Genomic DNA, 19299 nt, shown 5'->3' with positions numbered 1-19299 from the left:
CTCCGCTTTTGCTCAAGCGATTAAAGTTAAGTGTGTTGGTGAAAAGTCTTAAGCTTTCATCACTTTGACTGGACACTTCTTGAAATCTGTCTCTTTTGACAGAGGATCAGTCGCGTCAAGTAACAACTTGTTGACCAGTTGGCGCGCATCGAAGAATGGCATAAATGCCACGCCTCTCGGCGGCTTGTTACGGCCTTTAGTTTCCACACGGGTTTTCACTTCACCGCGAGGTGAAGCAACAATCACTTCATCACCACGTTTAACGCCACGTGCTTTGGCATCTTCTGGGTGCATAAAGATCTGTGCATCTGGGTAAGCACGGTATAGTTCAGGTACACGCGCAGTCATTGAACCTGTGTGCCAATGCTCTAGCACACGACCGGTTGATAACCATAGGTCATACTCTTTGTTTGGCTCTTCGGCAGCAGGCTCAAACGGCAGTGCAAAAATAACAGCCTTACCATCTGGCTTACCGTAGAAGTTGAAGCCTTCACCAGCTTTAACATAAGGATCACTACCTTCAACAAAACGACGTAGTGTCTCTTTGCCGTTAACTACAGGCCAGCGTGCGCCGCGGTTTTCATGGTAAGTATCGAAGTCTGCTAAATCGTGAGCGTGGCCGCGACCAAACTGCGCGTACTCTTCGAACAGACCTTTTTGGACGTAGAAGCCGAATGCATCAGATTCATCATTAAGATCTGCTTTACACTCTTCAGCAGGGAACTTGTTGACAACACCATTGGCAAATAGCACGTCATAAAGTGTTTTATCTGCATATTCTGGCTGCTTAGCAATCAGCTCCGCAGGCCATACTTCAGAGACTTTAAAGCGCTTAGAGAATTCCATAAGCTGCCATAGATCAGACTTAGCACCTTCTGGTGGCTTAACTTGCTGATGCCACATGTGAGTACGACGCTCAGCGTTACCGTAAGCACCTTCTTTCTCAACCCACATAGCGGTTGGCAGGATCAAATCTGCAGCCATTGCTGTTACTGTTGGGTATGGATCTGATACCACAATGAAGTTTTCTGGGTTACGGAAACCTGGGTAAATCTCATCATTGATATTCGGACCCGCTTGCATGTTATTGGTACACATAGTCCAGTAACAATTCAGCTTGCCATCTTTAAGCATACGGCTTTGCAGTACAGCGTGGAAACCAGGCTTTGGTGGGATAGTCCCTTCAGGCACTTGCCATAGTTTTTCTGTTTTAGCGCGATGTTTAGGATTGGCGACTACCATATCTGCAGGTAGACGGTGTGCAAAGGTACCGACTTCACGTGCAGTACCACAAGCAGATGGTTGACCCGTTAGCGAGAACGGGCTGTTACCTGGGGTTGCGATTTTACCCGTCAATAGGTGGATGTTATAAAGCATGTTGTTTGCCCAAACACCACGAACGTGCTGGTTAATACCCATGGTCCATAAGCTCATCACTTTCACTTTTGGATCGGCATAGGCTTTAGCCATCAGTTCGAGTTTTTCTGGCTCAACGCCACTCATCTCTGCTGCATATTCTAGGGTATAAGTGCTAACGAATTTCGCGTACTCATCAAAGCTGATAGGCGCAGATTTACCATTACCTGGATTCTTTGCTTTTTGCTCTAATGGATGCTCTGGACGCAAGCCATAACCGATGTCAGTTGTCCCCAAGGCGAACTTAGTGTGCTTGGTGACAAACTCTTTGTTCACTGCATCATTCTGGATAATGTAGTTGGCAATATAGTTAAGGATCACTAAGTCAGACTGAGGACGGAAAACCATTGAGTTATCAGAAAGGTCGAAGCTGCGGTTTTCGTAAGTAGATAGTACATGTACACGGCTAGTAGGGCTGCTTAAGCGGCGATCAGATAGACGAGCCCAAAGGATTGGGTGCATCTCTGCCATGTTTGCGCCCCATAGGACGAACTCATCTGCTGCTTCAAGGTCATCGTAACAACCCATTGGCTCATCGATACCAAAGGTACGCATAAAGCCACCAACAGCTGATGCCATACAGTGACGCGCGTTAGGGTCGATATTGTTGGTAAGGAAACCTGCTTTGTGCAGTTTAGACGCTGCGTAGCCTTCCCATACTGTCCACTGACCGCTGCCGAACATGCCTACAGCTGTCGGGCCTTTAGTTTTAAGGGTGTTTTTCCACTTATCAGCCATGGTATCAAGTGCGATATCCCAGCTTACAGGAGTGAATTCACCTTCCTTATCGTACTGGCCGTCTTTCATACGTAATAAAGGCGTGGTTAAACGGTCCTTTCCGTACATGATCTTTGATAAGAAGTAACCTTTAATACAGTTAAGGCCTTTGTTGACAGGGCTTTCTGGATCGCCTTTAGTTGCAACAACTTTGCCATTATCTGTACCGACAAGAACACTACAGCCTACGCCACAAAAACGGCATGGTGCTTTGTCCCACTTAATACTATCTTTTTGCTCTGCAGCTTCTACTATCTTCACTGGCAGAGTCGCACCAACTGTAGTTGCGGCGGCAACTGCTGCGTTGGCTTTTAGAAACTCGCGACGGCTAATGCTCATGGTGTTCCTCACTCTTTTGTTCTACTGGATCGACTTGATGATAAATAAGGCTGCTATTAATAACCCCTTCAAAGGCGTTAATAGCTTCGACGTTATCGAGGATAGAGCGCTGGGTTTCACCTTCTAAGGTGACCACAAACTTTCCTTCATCGGTAACGGCATGGATTTCGGCGCCAACAAGGGCTGACAAGCGCTGCTTGATGTCTTCTACAGACTTGGATGCTGCATGTATGACTAAGCTGGTAATATGAAATTCTTGGCTCATTCTTCTACCTTCTTTGTTTTGGCAAATAACGGCGATGAAAAAATCTTGCGGCTACTTACCAAGGTTTAACTCGAGTCTAGACCTCATAGAAAATGTGGGTATACCTCACAAGGGGTATTGAGGTTTTTTATCGACCAAGATCAACTTTTAGAGGGTGATCTAGTTCTCAAATTTACTAATAAAGACTAGAAGCTTGTTTGAATTTTGTCCACTCGAAATGTTAGCTTGCGCTACATTAAATATTCAGGATATTCATAAGCTTAGTAAATGATAACTATTCTTATTTGTTGCTTTTTGAATGCAATTAAATCGTCCATTAAGCTTATGTTTGAGTGGCTATAACGGCTTAGTAGCCGGTGAGCTCCATGTAACCTTTGCCGTTATGGCTTCCCTCTATACTGATCGGTCCCTCCCAATAAGGGATAGAGAGCGGCATGCTAGAGTCATTGTTTAGCGGGGTGGTGTTAATATCGATATTTTCTGAAGGAATTTGAATGCGCCACTTTATTGGATAACGGCCTGACTGTGTCTGTTGCCATGCCGTGGCAGTCATGCTTATCTGCTCACTGGCAAGGTTGCGGCCACGACCATCGCGATACATCACTCGGGCGCTATAGAAGCGACTCTGGGTGTTGCTGTCATCCCTTAGTTGAAACAACATCAGTGCGGTGTCGTTATCGAGTCGAATAGCAAACCAATCCCAACCCTGCTGGGTTTTCGATAAAAACTGCGAACTCCATTCTCTATCGAGCCAAGCTTGTCCGTTGACCTTCTGCGGTTTGCCATCGATAACTACGCTGCCACTGACATTGATAAAAGGTTGGCTGTAGTAATAGGAGGCGACGCTGCCAGCTGCATTTTTCTCACTGTAACCGTTGTCACCTTGCAGTTGAAAGGGCGCAGTTGAATCAAGTTGTAATTGATAACTGAAATATTGACCATTAACACTGAGTGTGGCGGGAAACAGGTGCTTGCTTTGGCTTAGCCATTGCCAGTCATCTTGCCTAATGGATAGCGGCTCTGCTTGGGTGCCAGCAATACTTTGATGACCGCGAGACCACTTCTCTTCAGCTAAATGGTTGGATGTGGAGGTAACAGCGGTATGCGACATATAGAGTTGCTGGGTCTGCCAAGAAGCGCTGTTAATCGGTGCGTCTTGTTCGTTACTCATCGCTGAGGGTGGTGCTAACGCAATGCGAAACTGGGTCCACTGTAAGCCAATTCTTTGCTTTGATTCCGTCTCAAGGTTAGCGGTGAGATACCACCATTCCTGTCTGAAATCATCGTGTGCCATATGATCATCTGGAAAGCGTAATATGACGTTTGGCTCTACCGGACTATAGCCTTGTGTTTTACCATCGAGTAGTTGCCCCATGCCAGAGGTCGGTTGTTGGGCTGGTGAGCAGGCTGTTATGCAAAGCGCCAAGAGTGAAAAGACTATCACTTTGTTCATAATGCCTCCTGCTGCAAACTACTGACTAACGGTTTGCGGGTTTGCCAATAAAGCGGCAGTAATACAGCTAATGCACTGGCGGCTAGCGCAATCGCTACCACTCTAAAATAAGCTTGCCAGTCCCAAACCATGGCGATACTCCAACCAAATGCTTGCAGCGTGACCTTGTTAATTAACAGGTAGCCAAGTAGCGCACCACTTGGCAATGCGAGTAAACAAGTGAACAATACAATCAACAGCATTTGTAACGACACCAAACTTCGCAGCTGAGTGCGGCTCACGCCAAGTGCATATAAACGAGCTAATGGTGCTTGCCTCGCTTTGGTGAGCATCAAGCAGGCGCTAAACAGTCCGATAGCAGCCACCATTAACGTAAGGCTGTTAAGAACCAATGTAATCGAAAAGGTGCGTTTAAAGATCTCCAATGCGCGCTGTTTTATTTTGGCTTGGTTATACATCTGCGCAGCAGACAATGGAACTTGCTGCTGTAATATTTGTTCTAATTCAGCGATATCACCATCGTAACTGGCTGCAATACTGCTTGGTTTGCTGGGCAGGTTCAATTGCTGCCAAGTTTGCTGACTGACAATGACTTGACCTAAAGGGTTGCCGTAATCGTAAAAGATGGCTGCAATCGGTAATGGAGGTTGCTTGGCAGACTCAAACTCTGGCAATGAGATCGTGTCACCGACTTTGAGGCGATACTTGATAGCCATCGGTTCACTTATCATCAGCGCTTTGCCGCCAAAAAACTGTGGCCATAGGTTTTCGGTTTGCGCTTTCATTTGATTGCTATTTCTAAGCGAGTGTTCATCTCGAGTCATCAAGCTCACTGGGGTGTGTTGATATTGGCTGCGGTGTACCCACTGGCCGTATATGTCGGTCACTTTAGGCTGTTGAGCCAGCAGTGTTTCAGTGGCTACGATTTTGTCATTCGGTGGGCGAATATAAATATCTGCATACAAACGGGCATCGAGCCAGCTCTTCAAGGTTATCTCAAAACTACCAACCAGCGTGTTCATTGAAATATTCGCGGTGAGTGCCAGTAACATCGCCATCATAGCCAGTGTTAGTGGGGCGATAAGCTCTTTACTCTCAGCAACCGCATATTGCCATAAGCCATTGCTAGTCACACGGGTTGATAGGCTGAGGCAAAACTGCAGTGATAATGGCAACAGCAAGGGGATTGCCACGGTGACGACACCCAATAACACCAGGCTGTGTTGATACTCTTGGGTGAGTGGAAACAACACTGCAGCAAGGGTGAGCAGAGCAATAGCGACCATGAACATCACTCGCTGGTATTTTTTCGCATGGCGTTGCTGTTCAAAACGGCTAGCGCTGCGGGCTAAAGGTTGCTTGGCTAATGAATTAAATAGTGGGAAGCATGCACAGATAGCGGCAACAAATGTTAACCCAACAGCTTGATAAAGCCAGCTCCACTGCCACAGTCCAGGTAACAATCTAGCACCATATAGCTGTTCCAGTGTCAGCGCTATCATGGGTTGCAGCCAGTGACTGAGCTGTAAGCCTAGAATAAATCCAAGGATAGAGCCGACAACGACCAATACCAATAGCTCTAAGAGCAGGGCGGTTAATAGGGCTCGTTGTGGGATCCCTTGTTGCTGCAGTTGTACTAGCAGTTTTTGTCTTTTTAGTAAGCTGTAGCGTACGCCGTTGTAAGCGATAAATAACCCAACGACAAATGCTAGCAGACTCATGGCCGTTAAGTTAAGGTGAAAACTACGGGTTAGGCTTGTCAGTCCTTCGCCCTCATCTTGTTCAGCAATTTCAAATTGCCTCGTCGCTTGCTCGCTAAAAATTTGGCTCACTTGCTGCTGGAGCTGATTGGCGTCGCCGAATAAGGCGATGTAACTTAACTTGCCGTTGTTATCTAATAACTTTTGGCCTAAAGATATATCCATGAGAATGGCATTACCGAGCCCAAGTTCATCGTCTAAACTGATCACATTAAGCAATAGATCTTCAAGTTTAAGCTGCCCAGTTGGCGCTGCCTGTAGAGCAAAACTTTGACTCATGAGTATATAAGGTTGGCCGGAGAGTAATTTGGCCAGTGGGATCTGACTAGAAAGCAATGAAGTTTGAGCGGGCTCAGCTGATTTATCTGAATGTTGCTTAAATTGCTGCACTGACAGTGCGGCAATCAAATCACTGGCTTGAATATCCCACCGCTGATCATCGTCATCGGTCACCGTGCCTGTTAGTACCGCCAATGATTGACTCACCCCAGCTTGTCGAAGGCGAATATAAACTGATTCAGGTAGCATTTTTTGTCCTGCAATCGGTGCGAGAACAACTTGAGCACGCTGACTGAGAAGCTCTGTTGCTTGAGAATAACTGCGCACTGCATTTTCGTTGGTTGCGCGCACGCCTACCAGTAACATGACGGCTAAAATGAAACCCAGCAGGATGGCGCCAGCTTGCAAAGGGGCGTTTAAGTAGTGACGAGCAAATACCTGCAAGCTGAGGCGGACAGATAACCCAAGCTGGCTATTCATTTATCTTGCCTTGCTCTAAATGCCAGCGTCTTTTCATAAACTGCGCGCATTCATTGCTGTGGGTCACCATCAATATGCTGGTATTGGACTCTCTGGCCAGTTCGGTCAGTAGCTGCATCACCTCAAAACCTGCTTTCTCATCGAGGTTGCCGGTAGGCTCATCGGCCAGTAGTAATCTAGGTTGGTGTGCTAATGCTCGTGCTATGGCCACCCGCTGCTGTTGGCCGCCTGAAAGTGCTTCTATGTGACGTTTTTTAACATCGTTTAAACCGAGCTGTTTGATTAGGTGATCAACCCAAGGCGACCATGACTGTTGGTTGAGTCGCAATGAGAAAGCGATATTGTCTTGTACATTTAACGGCGTCAGCAAGTTGAATTGCTGAAATACGACACCGAGATCGCGACGCCTAAATTGACTCCACTGTTTGTCTTGCCATTGACTGGCATCTTCACCAAATAGGCTTAGCTTACCGCTATCAATAAACTCAAAACCGCCAATGATGTTAAGCAGAGTACTTTTACCGCAGCCACTGGGGCCAGTTAGGGCGATGGTATCTGCACCTTCAAGCTGTAAGTCAACTTTATCGAGTACTTGGTGATACTTGTCACCGTCATTAAATCCTTTTGATACTCCAGTTAAAGCTACGATGCTTTTGCCCATTACCACTCCTTTGTCGGTGACTCAAAGCGTGTTGCAAAGAGATCCGATTGGCTTCGTTCAATATTTATATTTGCTCGAGCATGCGAGTAATACCAATCAGTATAAGTAGTTGATCTACTCAGAGCGTTTTTGGCACGCTAATTCAAGGCGGATAAATGACATAATGGTTGTTCCCTTATGAGTTTATTCAACACAGAAGTAGCAAGCCAAAAACACTCCTAGCAGGCGAGTTTTAGCGGCTTTGATGCAGCGTTAATGAAATTGAACGTAGAATAACTATGTCCTTCATTCATTGCCTTACCTTAAAGCCGCTAAACTCTCGCTGAGCGATCAAATCTTTATACTGATTGGTATAACAGTGTATACGCTTAGTGAGAGCAATTGGATCCTTTATCAATAAATCTTATTTGATTGATTTTAGGTATTAACTGCCAGCCTTGCCTACACTAGATAATATTCCAAGTAACTGTATTAACCCCCATTAGCAGAATAGTCAAAACAACGAACATGGGTTTTGACTTTGCTGCACTGCTTATCGGCGATGGCCCACTGGATGATGGAAATGAGTAGACTTCGCACCTTTCGTAGCAGAATTTTATCGCAAATTGCCTTGCCGCTAATTGGGATTATGGCAATAGTATTTAGCATTAATGCTTGGTTTAACTATCAAGCAGAAGAGCAGTACATCTATGATGACTTAACGCTACAAGCTGACAATATAGCCCGTAGAATTGAGTTTTTTCTTAAATCTGCCGAGACTGATACTCGGTCAATTGCCGATATTCTTGGGGATAGTCGTCACAATGGCTTATACCGTGATGACGCAAAACTCAAGCTACTGTTGACGCGCAGACTCGATAGATACCCTGATTTTTACGGTAGTGCCATCGCTTTTCAAAAAAACGCGGCTAATGAACTGTTCGCTCCCTATGTATACCGCGATGGCAATAAGATTAACGTTATTGATATCGGCTCTGATGGCTACGATTACACCGATGGAAATTGGGATTGGTGGACTAATGCGATAGATAATAGCAACGGCTATTGGTCGAGCCCCTATTTTGATGAAGGCGCCGGTAATGCATTGATGATCAGTTACTCACAACCCTTTGGTGAGTCATTGCCCTATGATGGTGTGATAACGGTTGATCTGGCGCTAAATACCATCCCTAAAATGGTGAATGTCGCCGCAGGAAGGATTGTGGTGATTGATAATCAAGGTCAACTTGTTTATCACCAAAATGACTCACTACTATTGGCAGAAAGTACTGATAAATGGCTGGCTAAAGTCGACAGTAATCAGGCTTTTATTAACTTAGTAGGCAGCAGTCAACCTGGTTACAGCCATATTGAAGATAGTCAGGGGAAGCGCTACTTAGCGAGTGTTGGCGTAGTACCATCACTTAACTGGCGGGTCATTATTATGACCTCTGAACAGCAGCTACATAATAATTTTTTGCTCGGGTTTTCATCACTGGCATTAAACCTACTGCTGATCTCAACCATCCTATTATTCACCGGTTATCTCACTGCTAGACGGCTAACACGTCCTATAGAAGAGCTGGAATCGGGGATTGCAGCTTTTGGTGCAGGCGAAACTAAACGCATTGAAAAGCCAAAAGGCGCGGCAAGTGAACTTATCACCCTGACTGATAAATTTAATGATATGGCGCAGGTGCTAGAGGAGCGAGAACAAGCCTTACTCGACTCCCGCGGCAACCGCTTTGCAAAGTTGATTGATGGTATGAGTGATAAGTCTTTTTACTGCTCTCTAGAGCCCGATGGGCATATCGCGCAGGCAAGTGAAGGTGTTGAAAAGGTGTTAGGTGTAAGTGCTGAATTATTAAAACGTAAGTATCAGAGGATGTTTTCTGATAATCCCATTAATGAGCAAAACTGGCATTATATGGATGAAGCCTTACAAGGCAAAAATGTACCGCCTCACCAGGTAGAGATGCAAGATGCAGAGGGTAACTTACGTCGTCTAGATGTGTTTATGCAGCCTTTACTGTCTGATAATCAAGAGTTGCTCTCGGTTGAAATGCTGTTTAATGATGTGACGGAACAGTTTTCGGCGGCAGCGTGGTCAAATGCCGTGTTGGAGTCTGCACCTGAGGCGATGTTGATTGTTGACGAGGCGGGGCTGTTGGTCTTTACCAATAGCCGTTGTCAGTTGCTGTTTGGATACGATGAAGCGCAGATGCTAGCGATGTCCGTTGATCAGCTGGTCCCTGATTCAGTTAGGCCTAAGCATGCGGGTCTGCGTGAAAAGTTTGTCGCTGAAGGGCGAGATCGTAAGATGGGATTGGGGATGACTTCTGATCTGATGGCGCTCAAAGCGGATGGTAGTGAGTTCCCAGTCGAGATAAGTCTTGGGTTATTGCCTGTCGATGTCGATGGTCAGCGCCAAGTGGCTGCCACGGTGCGCGATATGACTGAAGAGCTTGAGATTGCACAACGTATTATAGACAGTGAAAACCGTTTTCGTGGCCTGGTGACTAACATTCCAGGTGCCGTTTATCGTACCCGTATTGCAGATATCTGGGTGATGGAATATGTCAGTGACAATATCGGTGATATTACTGGCTACCCCGCAGCAGACTTTATTGAAAATAGTAAGCGTAGCTTTGCTAGCCTGATAATTGAAGAGGACTTAGCCATTGCTACTGCTGCCATTGAAACTGCATTGGTCGAACAAAAAAGCTTTGAAGTCCAGTATCGAATTAAGCATCGTGATACCAGTATTCATTGGGTGCATGAGAAGGGTAAAGCTATTTACGATGGCCAGGGAGTTGCACTGTGGTTTGATGGCAGTATTAATGACATAACTGTCAGTAAGGCAGCGCAACAGAAAATTGCCCAGTCTCAGCAGCAGCTTGAAACCATTACCGAGTCGATTCCGAGTACCGTTTACCAGCTACATTGGCGATCGAATCGCGATCGCAACTTTACCTTTCTCTCTAGTGCTTGTATTACCACGTTAGGTTTTCACCGAGACCAGGTGATTGATAATTTCGACCTCGTTGCCGAATGTATTATCAACGATGAGCGTTCCCATATCATAGAGGCTTTATCCGGGGTGAGTTCGTCGGGCTTGAATTGGACTGAAGAGTTTCGCTATCAGCACCCTATGGGTGATATCCGCTGGTTGCAGGCGGGGGCACATGGCAACCAACTTGCCGATGGCAGTATTATCTGGAATGGCTATCTGATGGATATTACTGAGCGTAAACATATTGATAAAGAGTTGGCTAAGCGTGAGGCACACTTTAGAGCCCTGTTTGATAACGCTGGAATAGGTATCGTTAATGTTGATGAGCGGGGGGCAATTCTAGATTGTAATGAGCAGTTTAGTCAGTATGTTCAACTGCCGGTCGATGAGCTCAATGGCAGGCTATTCTTTGACTATCAACATCAAGACGACAGAGAGTCTGCCAAGCAATTGTTCAGCGAGTTGATGGATAATGGTGGCAGCAGTATGACGACCGAGATCCGCTTACTACGCCGTTCAGGTGATGTGATGTGGATGGATCTGACCTTAACAGGCCTTCAAGACAAACACGGCACACTCAACTCTGCAGTGCTATCGATGGCAAATATTACCTCATTAAAGCAGATCTCTAATGAGCTAAAGCAAGCCAAAGATTCAGCCGATGCCGCCAGTAAAGCAAAGAGTGATTTCTTAGCCAATATGTCCCATGAAATCCGTACACCAATGAACGCCATTATCGGCATGTCGCAGTTATGTTTGCAGACCGAGTTAGATAGCAAGCAGCAAAATTATGTGCAGAAAATTGATCGAGCTTCAAAGTCATTACTAGGGATTATTAATGACATCTTAGATTTTTCTAAGATAGAAGCGGGTAAGCTTGATATTGAATCAGTCTCTTTTCAGTTGGACACCATGCTGGAAGATCTCAGCGATATGTTTTCGGTTAAGGCAGCCGACAAACAGCTGGAGTTGCTGTTTGCGGTGGCCCCTAATATTCCCAGACAACTTGAAGGTGACCCGCTGCGTTTGTCCCAAGTACTTATTAACCTCATGAACAATGCCGTTAAGTTTACCGACCAAGGAGAAGTGTTGCTGTCTATCAGTCAGCTTGAACGTGTAGAAGATGCAATCACTCTGCGTTTTAGTGTACGAGATAACGGTATTGGTCTGACCGAAGAGCAATGCAATAAGCTATTTAAATCATTCAGTCAGGCGGATACTTCTACGACCCGTAAGTATGGTGGTACAGGGCTAGGTCTTGCTATCTGTAAACAGTTGGTGGAGTTGATGGGCGGTGAGATTGGCGTTGAGAGTCAATTTGGTAACGGCAGTACCTTCTTCTTTACCGTCAAGTTCAAAGTCGCCGATAATAAACTGATTAAGGCGGGGCAAGAGCTTGAGGGAATGCGAATTCTAGTCGCTGATGATAATGCCACCGCGCGGGATATTTTGCGCACAACGCTTGAAAGCATGGGCTTTGAGGTTGATACCGTTAAAAGCGGTGCTCAAGCAGTAGAGCGCTGTAAAACAACACAATACCCTGTTGCGCTAATTGATTGGCTAATGCCTGAAATGAATGGTTTAGAAACCTCATCGGCAATTATTACTAATAGTGAAACGCCGCCCAAAATATTAATTGTCTCGGCACATGCTAACACTGAACTGACCGATCATATCGAGGGTAGCGGTATCGCAGGTTATATCACTAAGCCGATTAGTGCTTCGCGTCTACTGGATGGCATCATGTCATCACTAGGGAAAAATGGCGCCATACCTGTACGTCGTAAAGGCACTGAGGTGAACCAGAAACTGCTGGCGCAGCTTAAAGACAAGCGGATTTTGCTGGTGGAAGACAATGAGATGAATCAAGAGGTTGCCACTGAGTTCCTTGAGCAAGTTGGCATTACCTTGTCTATTGCAGATAACGGCCAAATAGCGCTTGAAAAACTAGCAACACAGACATTTGATCTGGTGCTCATGGATTGCCAAATGCCGGTGATGGATGGCTATCAAGCCACCCAAGCGCTGCGTAAAATCCCCGAGTTAGTCGACCTGCCAGTTATTGCTATGACGGCAAACGCAATGGCAGGTGATAAGGATATGTGCCTGCGTGTCGGCATGAATGACCATATTGCCAAGCCAATAGAAGTATCGCTGCTATACACCACCTTGTTGGAGTATCTTGGTGATGGAAAGCAGCAGATATTGGCCAGTGATCTAGATAATAGCAACACCGATGCTGCTGTATTATTTTGGCCACAACATGCTGAGCTAGATGTAGATAAAGGCTTGCAGTTAGTGCAGAACTCAGTGCGCCTTTATCGAAGAATATTTGAGCGCTTCTATACTGGGCAGATGCACACGGCCGAGCAGATAGAATTGGCGATAAGCCAAGGTAAAGTCGAGGACGCAATCCGCTATGCACATACCTTAAAGGGGGTCTCTGGCAACCTATGTGCACCAAGGTTAGTTGAAGTGGCTAAAGTGATTGAAGCTCAATTAATAGCAGACAGTGAAGTTGATATTTCTGCAGAAATTAATGAGTTAAAGCAGCTGATTGAAGTGATCTGTCAGGCTATTTCTGATTGGATGACGCAATTGAGTTTACCAGAGTCAACAGTGGCTAAACCTGAGGATATTAAGGTACTGCCAGCTGCAGAGTTAAAGGTAGTGGTTGCAGAGTTGGTGACCATGTTAGAGGAGGCTGACTCGGATGCTGTTGATAAAATGGATGAAATTAGGGGGCAGGTTGTCGCTGATATGTGGCACAAAATGAGTCCAGCATTGACGATGATTAACAGCTATCAATTTGATGATGCAGCAGAGCTTATTAAGTCGCTATTTGAGATTTAATACTGCTATTTAAGATTGCTTATTTGAGATGGTTAACCGTGAAAAAATCGGCATATCCAAATACGCGCTAGCTTTAAAGCTGACTATACTTAAAAGCGATTAATATCAAAATAGATCCTGAATGGAAAGGAGAGCTGGTTTAATGGATAAGGCCACCATTTTAGTTGTGGATGATACCCCAGAAAACATCGATATTTTAGTGGGGATTTTAAGTAGCGATTACAAAATCAGAGTGGCTATCGATGGTCCAAAAGCGTTAGCATTGGCGCAAAAAAGCACGCCCGATATCATTTTACTTGATGTGATGATGCCGGGTATGAATGGCTATGAAGTGTGTGAACGCCTAAAACAAGATCCGTTAACCTGCCATATTCCAGTGATTTTTGTGACTGCTCTGGCTGAAACTGCCGATGAAACTCAAGGATTTGCGCTTGGGGCGGTTGATTACATCACCAAACCCGTAAGTGCTCCGGTGGTACAAGCTCGGGTTAAAACGCATCTGGCGCTTTACGATCAAAAACGGTTACTCGAACAGCAGGTCAAAGAGCGTACCAAAGAGCTAGAGGAAACTCGATTTGAGATCATCAGACGCTTAGGGCGAGCAGCCGAATATAAAGATAATGAAACGGGGCTGCATGTTGTAAGAATGAGCCACTATGCCCGCTTATTGGCGATACAATCTGGCTTGCCCGACAAGTATTGTGAACTGATCTACAACGCCGCTCCTATGCATGATATTGGTAAAATAGGTACGCCTGACTCTATTTTAAAGAAACCAGCAAAGTTGGATGAGTTTGAGTGGGATGAGATGCAGCGTCATGCTGAAATTGGTGCCGAAATTATTGGTGAACATCAAGATCCATTGCTGGAGATGGCAAGAAGGATTGCTTTGAGCCATCATGAGAAATGGGATGGCAGTGGTTATCCATTTGGTAAATCTGGTCAAGAGATCCCTATCGAAGGGCGGATTGTGGCAATTGCAGATGTATTTGATGCGCTTACATCAATTCGTCCCTATAAGAAGGCTTGGACTGTGGCCGATACCATGGAGCTCATTGAGAGTGAATCTGGTAAGCATTTTGATCCAGAGCTAGTAAAACATTTTAAGCAAATAGTGGATGAGGTCACCGAAATCCGCGATAAGCATCATGAGACTTAATAGCATCCATAAAAAAGCGCCCAATGAGCGCCTTTTTTAATTTATTTATAATACTACTCACTGTCTTCTAAAGAGTATGGCAGCTCAATTATGCGTAATTGTGATGCTTTATCGTCGGCAATTCTTAAGCTTGCGTCTAGCGGGGTGTCATTGGCTAGCACTGCGGTAAGTAGTACTTGTTGATCACGCTGTACGCTTTCAATAATAGTACCAGCACGACGGAAGCCTGCTCCCTCTTCTAGGGCAATTTCTAACACGCTTTGGTCTGTCAATGCAGCAGAGGTATTGCCGCTGACAATATAGAGGGCACGTTTATTGCCACCTCGGTACTTCATGCGAGCAATGGTCTCTTGTCCCATGTAGCAACCCTTATTGAAGCTGATGCCATCGATCGCTTGTAAGTTACACATCTGTGGCACGAACTGCGCACTATGGGCTGCACCAATGTTAGGGTAGCCAGCAAGGATCTCCAATGCTTGCCAAGCGGTCGCATCAAAAACGCTAACATCGGCAAGAAGGCTTGTGGTATCAACTTTACTTTGCTCTAAAGCTACAATGAAACGGCCATTATCTTGTAGAACCATGCCATTATCGATAAGTGTTAGCTCTGCATTGAGTTCACCAAACTTTGCCGTTAACCAGCTTGCAGCTTGTTCGCCGGCAACACCTAGGATTAACCATTGCTCACTCACATCTGTAAGCTCAGCCTTACTAAACACTGCATATTTTTGTAGTTGCGGTAGATCTAATGCCAAGGTCTGCTTTGGCATCATCATAAATAGAGTGTCGTCTTTGGCAAAGGTTCTAAACGTTGCCAACATCTTTCCTTTAGGATCGCAGTGTGCACCCCATCGCCATTGCTCTGCTTCGAGCGAGCTAATATCGGTAGTGACTTGGCCATGAATAAAGCTACGCCCCTGTTCACCGGTTACCGACATTAAACCAAGATGAGACAGGTGAGAAACCATTAAGGCAGGTAGCTGTCCGTTTAAAGGCCAGTTTGGCTGAGATGTTGACAAGGTCATGAGCGAGTCCAAGAGTTTAACCAGAAGAGCAATGATTGTACCGCTAATCAATGGCGGCGAAAAGTTGCATCTATCGTGTTTATAGTAATTCGGTTAAATATATTTAGGGCTGCTCAACGTAATTGAGCAGCCCTAAAGGTTATAGCTATATTCTCTTCTTAGCTAGTGCAGCAGTCGAGTTCTAATCGTGCCTTCAATCGCTTGCATTTCGATTAGCGCTTCATCGGCTTTATCGGAATCAACTTCCATCACCACATAGCCAATTTCGGCCGTTGTTTGCAGGTATTGTGCGGCGATGTTGATGCCTTTCTCTGCAAATGCCAAGTTAATCTGAATTAGAATACCTGGTCTGTTACGGTGAATATGCAGCAAGCGTGAGGTTCCAGAATGTTGTGCTAAAGACACTTCAGGGAAGTTAACGGCAGTCATCGTTGAACCATTATCTGAGTACTTAGCAAGCTTGCCAGCAACCTCAATACCGATATTCTCTTGGGCTTCAGCAGTACTACCACCAACATGTGGAGTCAGTAGCACGTTATCCAGTCCACGTAGCGGGCTAATAAACTCATCGTTGTTTGACTTAGGTTCAACTGGGAATACATCTATAGCAGCGCCTGCTAAATGCTGTTCTTTTAGCGAGGCTGCTAGGGCATCAATGTCGACCACAGTGCCGCGAGATGCATTAATCAATATGCTACCTTTGCGCATGCAAGCCAGTTCAGCGTGAGCTATCATCTCTTTTGTTTGCGGTGTTTCTGGTACATGCAAACTAACGACATCAGCAAGAGACATTAACTGTTCCATGGAGTGCACCTGTTGTGCGTTACCCAGTGGCAGCTTATCTTCAATATCGAAAAAGATAACACGCATACCTAATGTTTCAGCCAAAATACCTAGCTGGGTGCCAATATGGCCGTAGCCAATCACCCCAAGGGTTTTGCCACGGGCTTCATAGCTACCAGCGGCACTTTTCAGCCAACCACCACGGTGCGCCATCGCATTACGCTGGGGGATCCCACGCAGTAACATGATGATCTCGCCTAGCACTAATTCAGCTACACTTCGTGTATTAGAAAAAGGAGCGTTGAAAACTGGAACCCCTAGCTTTTCTGCTGCAGCCAGACTCACTTGATTGGTGCCAATACAGAAACAACCTATCCCGACAAGTCTCTCTGCTTGGGTTAATACGGATTCAGTCAGTTGGGTACGGGAGCGAATACCAACAAAATGGGCATCCTTAACCGAAGAGAGTAGTGCCTCTTCGCTCAAAGCAGCCTTATGGTACTCAATATTGGTATAACCAGCTCGTTCGAATACATCTACCGCAGATTGGTGGACGCCTTCCAACAGCAGGATTTTAATCTTATCCTTGTCCAGCGAGTGTTTCGCCATGATTTATGTACCCTTTTGGTTTATTTGTATTTTTTTATACCGCGCTTCACAGTTGAGACGACTAAATTCAAGCGTTAGCATGGTTTCGGTATAGACTGTCAATTGATATACCTAAACCACCGGAAGATACTTTTTGCCGAGCACTAGCATTAACTTAATGCTTAAGGCATTACCGTGGAGTTGCTGCTCCTTGCTGAGATAATGCAACAGTGAAGTTAAGTAATGCAAGGCGTTCATTGCGAGGTTTTAACCTACTTCATAGTTTGTATTTGATTTTGGTAAGGGGTTAGCCATTACCAGTAATCAATGACTTGGCTAAAGTTTGTTAAACTTCCACACAATTTTAGAACTTCAGGTAGTCTGGGTTAGAACAAAGTAGCACTTTTTTTGCTCGCTGTAGAGGGCTAGATGGCTAAAGTGTTTATTCTAAATTTAGAACAATATCTTATATGGGGGAGATATTTTGAATAAAAGCGTTTTATGGCTAGTTATCTTTTTTGTGGTGTTAGCTTGGTCTGCTGTTGAGCCTAAAGATCAGTTCACGTGGTTTTTAGAGGTTCTACCTGCATTAATCGCATTACCTTTACTTGCTTTCACTCGTAAAAGTTTTCCGCTTACGAGTTTAGCTTATGTGTTAATTTTAATTCACTGTGTAATCTTAATGGTTGGCGGTCATTACACTTACGCCGAAGTACCTTTGTTTGATTGGATAGCCGAATGGACTGGGGGCAGCCGTAATAACTATGACAAAGTGGGCCACTTAGCCCAAGGATTTGTACCTGTCTTATTGGCACGCGAGGTGTTTATTCGTCTCAATGTTGTCAAAGTGGGAGCGTGGTGTAACTTTCTGGCGGTTTGCTTTACCTTAGCCTTTTCTGCTTTTTATGAGCTTATAGAGTGGTGGGTAGCAGAGCTTACAGGTGAAGATGCTGAGGCATTTTTAGGGACTCAAGGGTATGTCTGGGATACGCAATCGGATATGGCAATGGCATTAGTTGGGGCGATATCTGCAATCGTGTTATTGAGCCGCTATCAAGATAAATTAATTGCATTGAAGATGAACGTGCAAGCTAAAGGGTAAAAATTAGTGATTAACGCTATAAATAGCAATAAAGTTAATGATTGTACTGCTGTTACCAAGTTAATTTCATTAAGCATACTTTATTACTAGAGCAACTCTATGTAGACTGGTCTTGTCTGCTTTATAGCTATATTACGCTTTAAACTGTGTTTAGGCTGTTTTGCATTGAATGGATTAAGCGAAACTTTTCAGGGAGAGAAGTGATGAACGATATTGATGAAGTAGTATTCCTTCACCAGGTGGCAGCCCCTTGCCACTTAGCCATGCTTGCAGAGTCAATTGGACTGAAAACGCGAGTTATTTCAGATATTGAACTGTTGGAACCTAGTGGTAGCCGCAGTTTTTACCTCATTTCTCAACAGGGTGCTGCGATTGATTGCAACGGTATTCCTTTGGTTGCTGCACAATTGGTTAAGCATGTTCCTGTGGCGCTTTATGACGTAACAAAAGATTCGTTAGATGAAGAGTCTGCGCTGCTATTGGGTGTTAGAGGATTGCTTTTCTCAGATCAACGGATGGACTTGCAGCTTACGGGTTTACGAAAAATACTGGCAGACGAGCTTTGGTATGACAGAACTTTGATAAGCCGAGTTTTCCGTCAATTAGTTAACCAAATTGATACACCTTTGCAGTTATCAACCGAAGGTTCAGAATCATTTCAACAGTTAACCCGCCGTGAGAAAACAATCATTCAACTGGTATCAAGTGGCGCACGTAATAAAGAGATTGCTGAAGGCCTGTGCATTAGTGAGCACACTGTCAAAGCGCACATTTCATCGATTTTCAGAAAAACCCATGCCCGTAATCGCGTTGAATTATTACGTTGGGCAGAACCGTTTCAGAATCAGCTAAACCTCCACGCAGCAGTTTAGATACAACCAAGTCGCTAAACGAAATGAAACGACCTACGGGTCGTTTTTAAGTTATGGGATCTAACACTATTTACATGAAGTATTCACTCGGTTGGAAAAAGTGCTGAAAGCAAAGCCTCAGGGGCTCACGTAGTGCGACTGAGGTAAAAATTGGCAACACGCTGTATGCTTGGCTATGGGATTTGGATATACGACTAAATGCTCTATGTTGTTCCATACCAAATAAGACTTCTGTTCTTAGCAAGCAACGTTTTGCTGTTCTCTATTAACATTATCCTACAGTAGGAAGCACTCAAGCTTTTTAATTCCATTTTCCATTTTCCATTGTTTCAAATAGGCATAGTTGATGTGATCTTTTTTTGCTAAAAATGACAAGAGCTAGTCATTTAAAAGGCAAGTTACCACTTCGCTAGATCAAATAACTAAAAAAGCAATTTATTTTAGTCAAAAAAATGCACGTTTCCGCTTTAATATGCCTCACCACTGTTCTCTGTT

The 19299-nt window shown here is 44.9% G+C and carries 11 protein-coding genes; 4 read left to right on the top strand and 7 right to left on the bottom strand.

All coding sequences use genetic code 11. The annotated features are described in order from the left end of the window. Positions 1-48: 48 nt before the first annotated feature. The 5 genes from napA to AB4135_RS01800 form a co-directional block, all read right to left on the bottom strand. Positions 49-2532 carry a nitrate reductase catalytic subunit NapA gene (gene napA, locus AB4135_RS01820; RefSeq protein WP_371989814.1) on the bottom strand — a complete coding sequence of 828 codons (2484 nt, stop codon included), beginning with the start codon at positions 2530-2532 and terminating at the stop codon, positions 49-51. After that, complete coding sequence (locus AB4135_RS01815) at positions 2522-2797, bottom strand: chaperone NapD (protein ID WP_220735722.1); 276 nt, start codon at positions 2795-2797, stop codon at positions 2522-2524. The genes napA and AB4135_RS01815 overlap by 11 nt, the downstream gene beginning before the upstream one ends. 346 nt (positions 2798-3143) lie before the next feature. After that, positions 3144-4250 carry a lipocalin-like domain-containing protein gene (locus tag AB4135_RS01810; RefSeq protein ID WP_371989811.1) on the bottom strand — a complete coding sequence of 369 codons (1107 nt, stop codon included), beginning with the start codon at positions 4248-4250 and terminating at the stop codon, positions 3144-3146. Further along, the gene (locus tag AB4135_RS01805) at positions 4247-6769 is read right to left on the bottom strand and encodes an FtsX-like permease family protein (protein ID WP_371989809.1); all 2523 of its coding nucleotides are present in this window, start codon (positions 6767-6769) and stop codon (positions 4247-4249) included. The genes AB4135_RS01810 and AB4135_RS01805 overlap by 4 nt, the downstream gene beginning before the upstream one ends. After that, the gene (locus tag AB4135_RS01800) at positions 6762-7430 is read right to left on the bottom strand and encodes an ABC transporter ATP-binding protein (RefSeq protein ID WP_371989808.1); all 669 of its coding nucleotides are present in this window, start codon (positions 7428-7430) and stop codon (positions 6762-6764) included. Before AB4135_RS01800 ends, AB4135_RS01805 begins: the two co-directional genes overlap by 8 nt. Before the next feature lie 556 nt (positions 7431-7986). Here AB4135_RS01800 and AB4135_RS01795 point away from each other — a divergent pair. Both AB4135_RS01795 and AB4135_RS01790 read left to right on the top strand, forming a co-directional pair. Then, positions 7987-13275, top strand: coding sequence for a PAS domain S-box protein (locus AB4135_RS01795; RefSeq protein ID WP_371989883.1), 5289 nt, complete (start codon positions 7987-7989; stop codon positions 13273-13275). A 142-nt stretch (positions 13276-13417) separates the two neighbouring features. Beyond that, on the top strand, positions 13418-14434 hold the full coding sequence (locus AB4135_RS01790) for an HD domain-containing phosphohydrolase (RefSeq protein ID WP_371989806.1): 1017 nt from the start codon (positions 13418-13420) through the stop codon (positions 14432-14434). Positions 14435-14487: 53 nt separating this feature from the next. Here AB4135_RS01790 and ygfZ read toward each other — a convergent pair whose 3' ends face one another. Both ygfZ and serA read right to left on the bottom strand, forming a co-directional pair. Further along, on the bottom strand, positions 14488-15459 hold the full coding sequence (ygfZ, locus tag AB4135_RS01785) for a tRNA-modifying protein YgfZ (protein ID WP_371989805.1): 972 nt from the start codon (positions 15457-15459) through the stop codon (positions 14488-14490). Between the two features lie 162 nt (positions 15460-15621). Further along, on the bottom strand, positions 15622-16851 hold the full coding sequence (serA, locus tag AB4135_RS01780) for a phosphoglycerate dehydrogenase (protein ID WP_371989803.1): 1230 nt from the start codon (positions 16849-16851) through the stop codon (positions 15622-15624). 463 nt (positions 16852-17314) lie between these two features. On the opposite strand from serA, the gene AB4135_RS01775 reads away from it, so the two are divergent. Beyond that, positions 17315-17932, top strand: a complete 618-nt coding sequence (locus tag AB4135_RS01775; RefSeq protein WP_371989801.1) for a DUF2238 domain-containing protein — start codon at positions 17315-17317, stop codon at positions 17930-17932. Between the two features lie 203 nt (positions 17933-18135). Next, positions 18136-18804 (top strand): response regulator transcription factor, encoded by a 669-nt coding sequence (locus AB4135_RS01770; protein WP_371989799.1) that lies wholly within the window; start codon positions 18136-18138, stop codon positions 18802-18804. The last annotated feature ends 495 nt before the right edge of the window (positions 18805-19299 follow it).

Origin of the sequence: Shewanella sp. 10N.286.54.B9, from assembly GCF_041468565.1 — a bacterium.
Taxonomy (GTDB): domain Bacteria; phylum Pseudomonadota; class Gammaproteobacteria; order Enterobacterales; family Shewanellaceae; genus Shewanella.
The sequence above is the reverse complement of the archived record's forward strand: the minus strand, read 5'-3'. Positions and strand labels throughout refer to the sequence as shown.

Bases quoted from the DNA above. Each gene is read 5' to 3' on its own strand.
- AB4135_RS01815 (WP_220735722.1), bottom strand. From the start codon at position 2,797: ATGAGCCAAGAATTTCATATTACCAGCTTAGTCATACATGCAGCATCC.
- AB4135_RS01790 (WP_371989806.1), top strand. From the start codon at position 13,418: ATGGATAAGGCCACCATTTTAGTTGTGGATGATACCCCAGAAAACATC.
- serA (WP_371989803.1), bottom strand. From the start codon at position 16,851: ATGGCGAAACACTCGCTGGACAAGGATAAGATTAAAATCCTGCTGTTG.
- AB4135_RS01805 (WP_371989809.1), bottom strand. From the start codon at position 6,769: ATGAATAGCCAGCTTGGGTTATCTGTCCGCCTCAGCTTGCAGGTATTT.
- napA (WP_371989814.1), bottom strand. From the start codon at position 2,532: ATGAGCATTAGCCGTCGCGAGTTTCTAAAAGCCAACGCAGCAGTTGCC.
- AB4135_RS01810 (WP_371989811.1), bottom strand. From the start codon at position 4,250: ATGAACAAAGTGATAGTCTTTTCACTCTTGGCGCTTTGCATAACAGCC.
- AB4135_RS01795 (WP_371989883.1), top strand. From the start codon at position 7,987: ATGGAAATGAGTAGACTTCGCACCTTTCGTAGCAGAATTTTATCGCAA.
- AB4135_RS01800 (WP_371989808.1), bottom strand. From the start codon at position 7,430: ATGGGCAAAAGCATCGTAGCTTTAACTGGAGTATCAAAAGGATTTAAT.
- ygfZ (WP_371989805.1), bottom strand. From the start codon at position 15,459: ATGACCTTGTCAACATCTCAGCCAAACTGGCCTTTAAACGGACAGCTA.
- AB4135_RS01770 (WP_371989799.1), top strand. From the start codon at position 18,136: ATGAACGATATTGATGAAGTAGTATTCCTTCACCAGGTGGCAGCCCCT.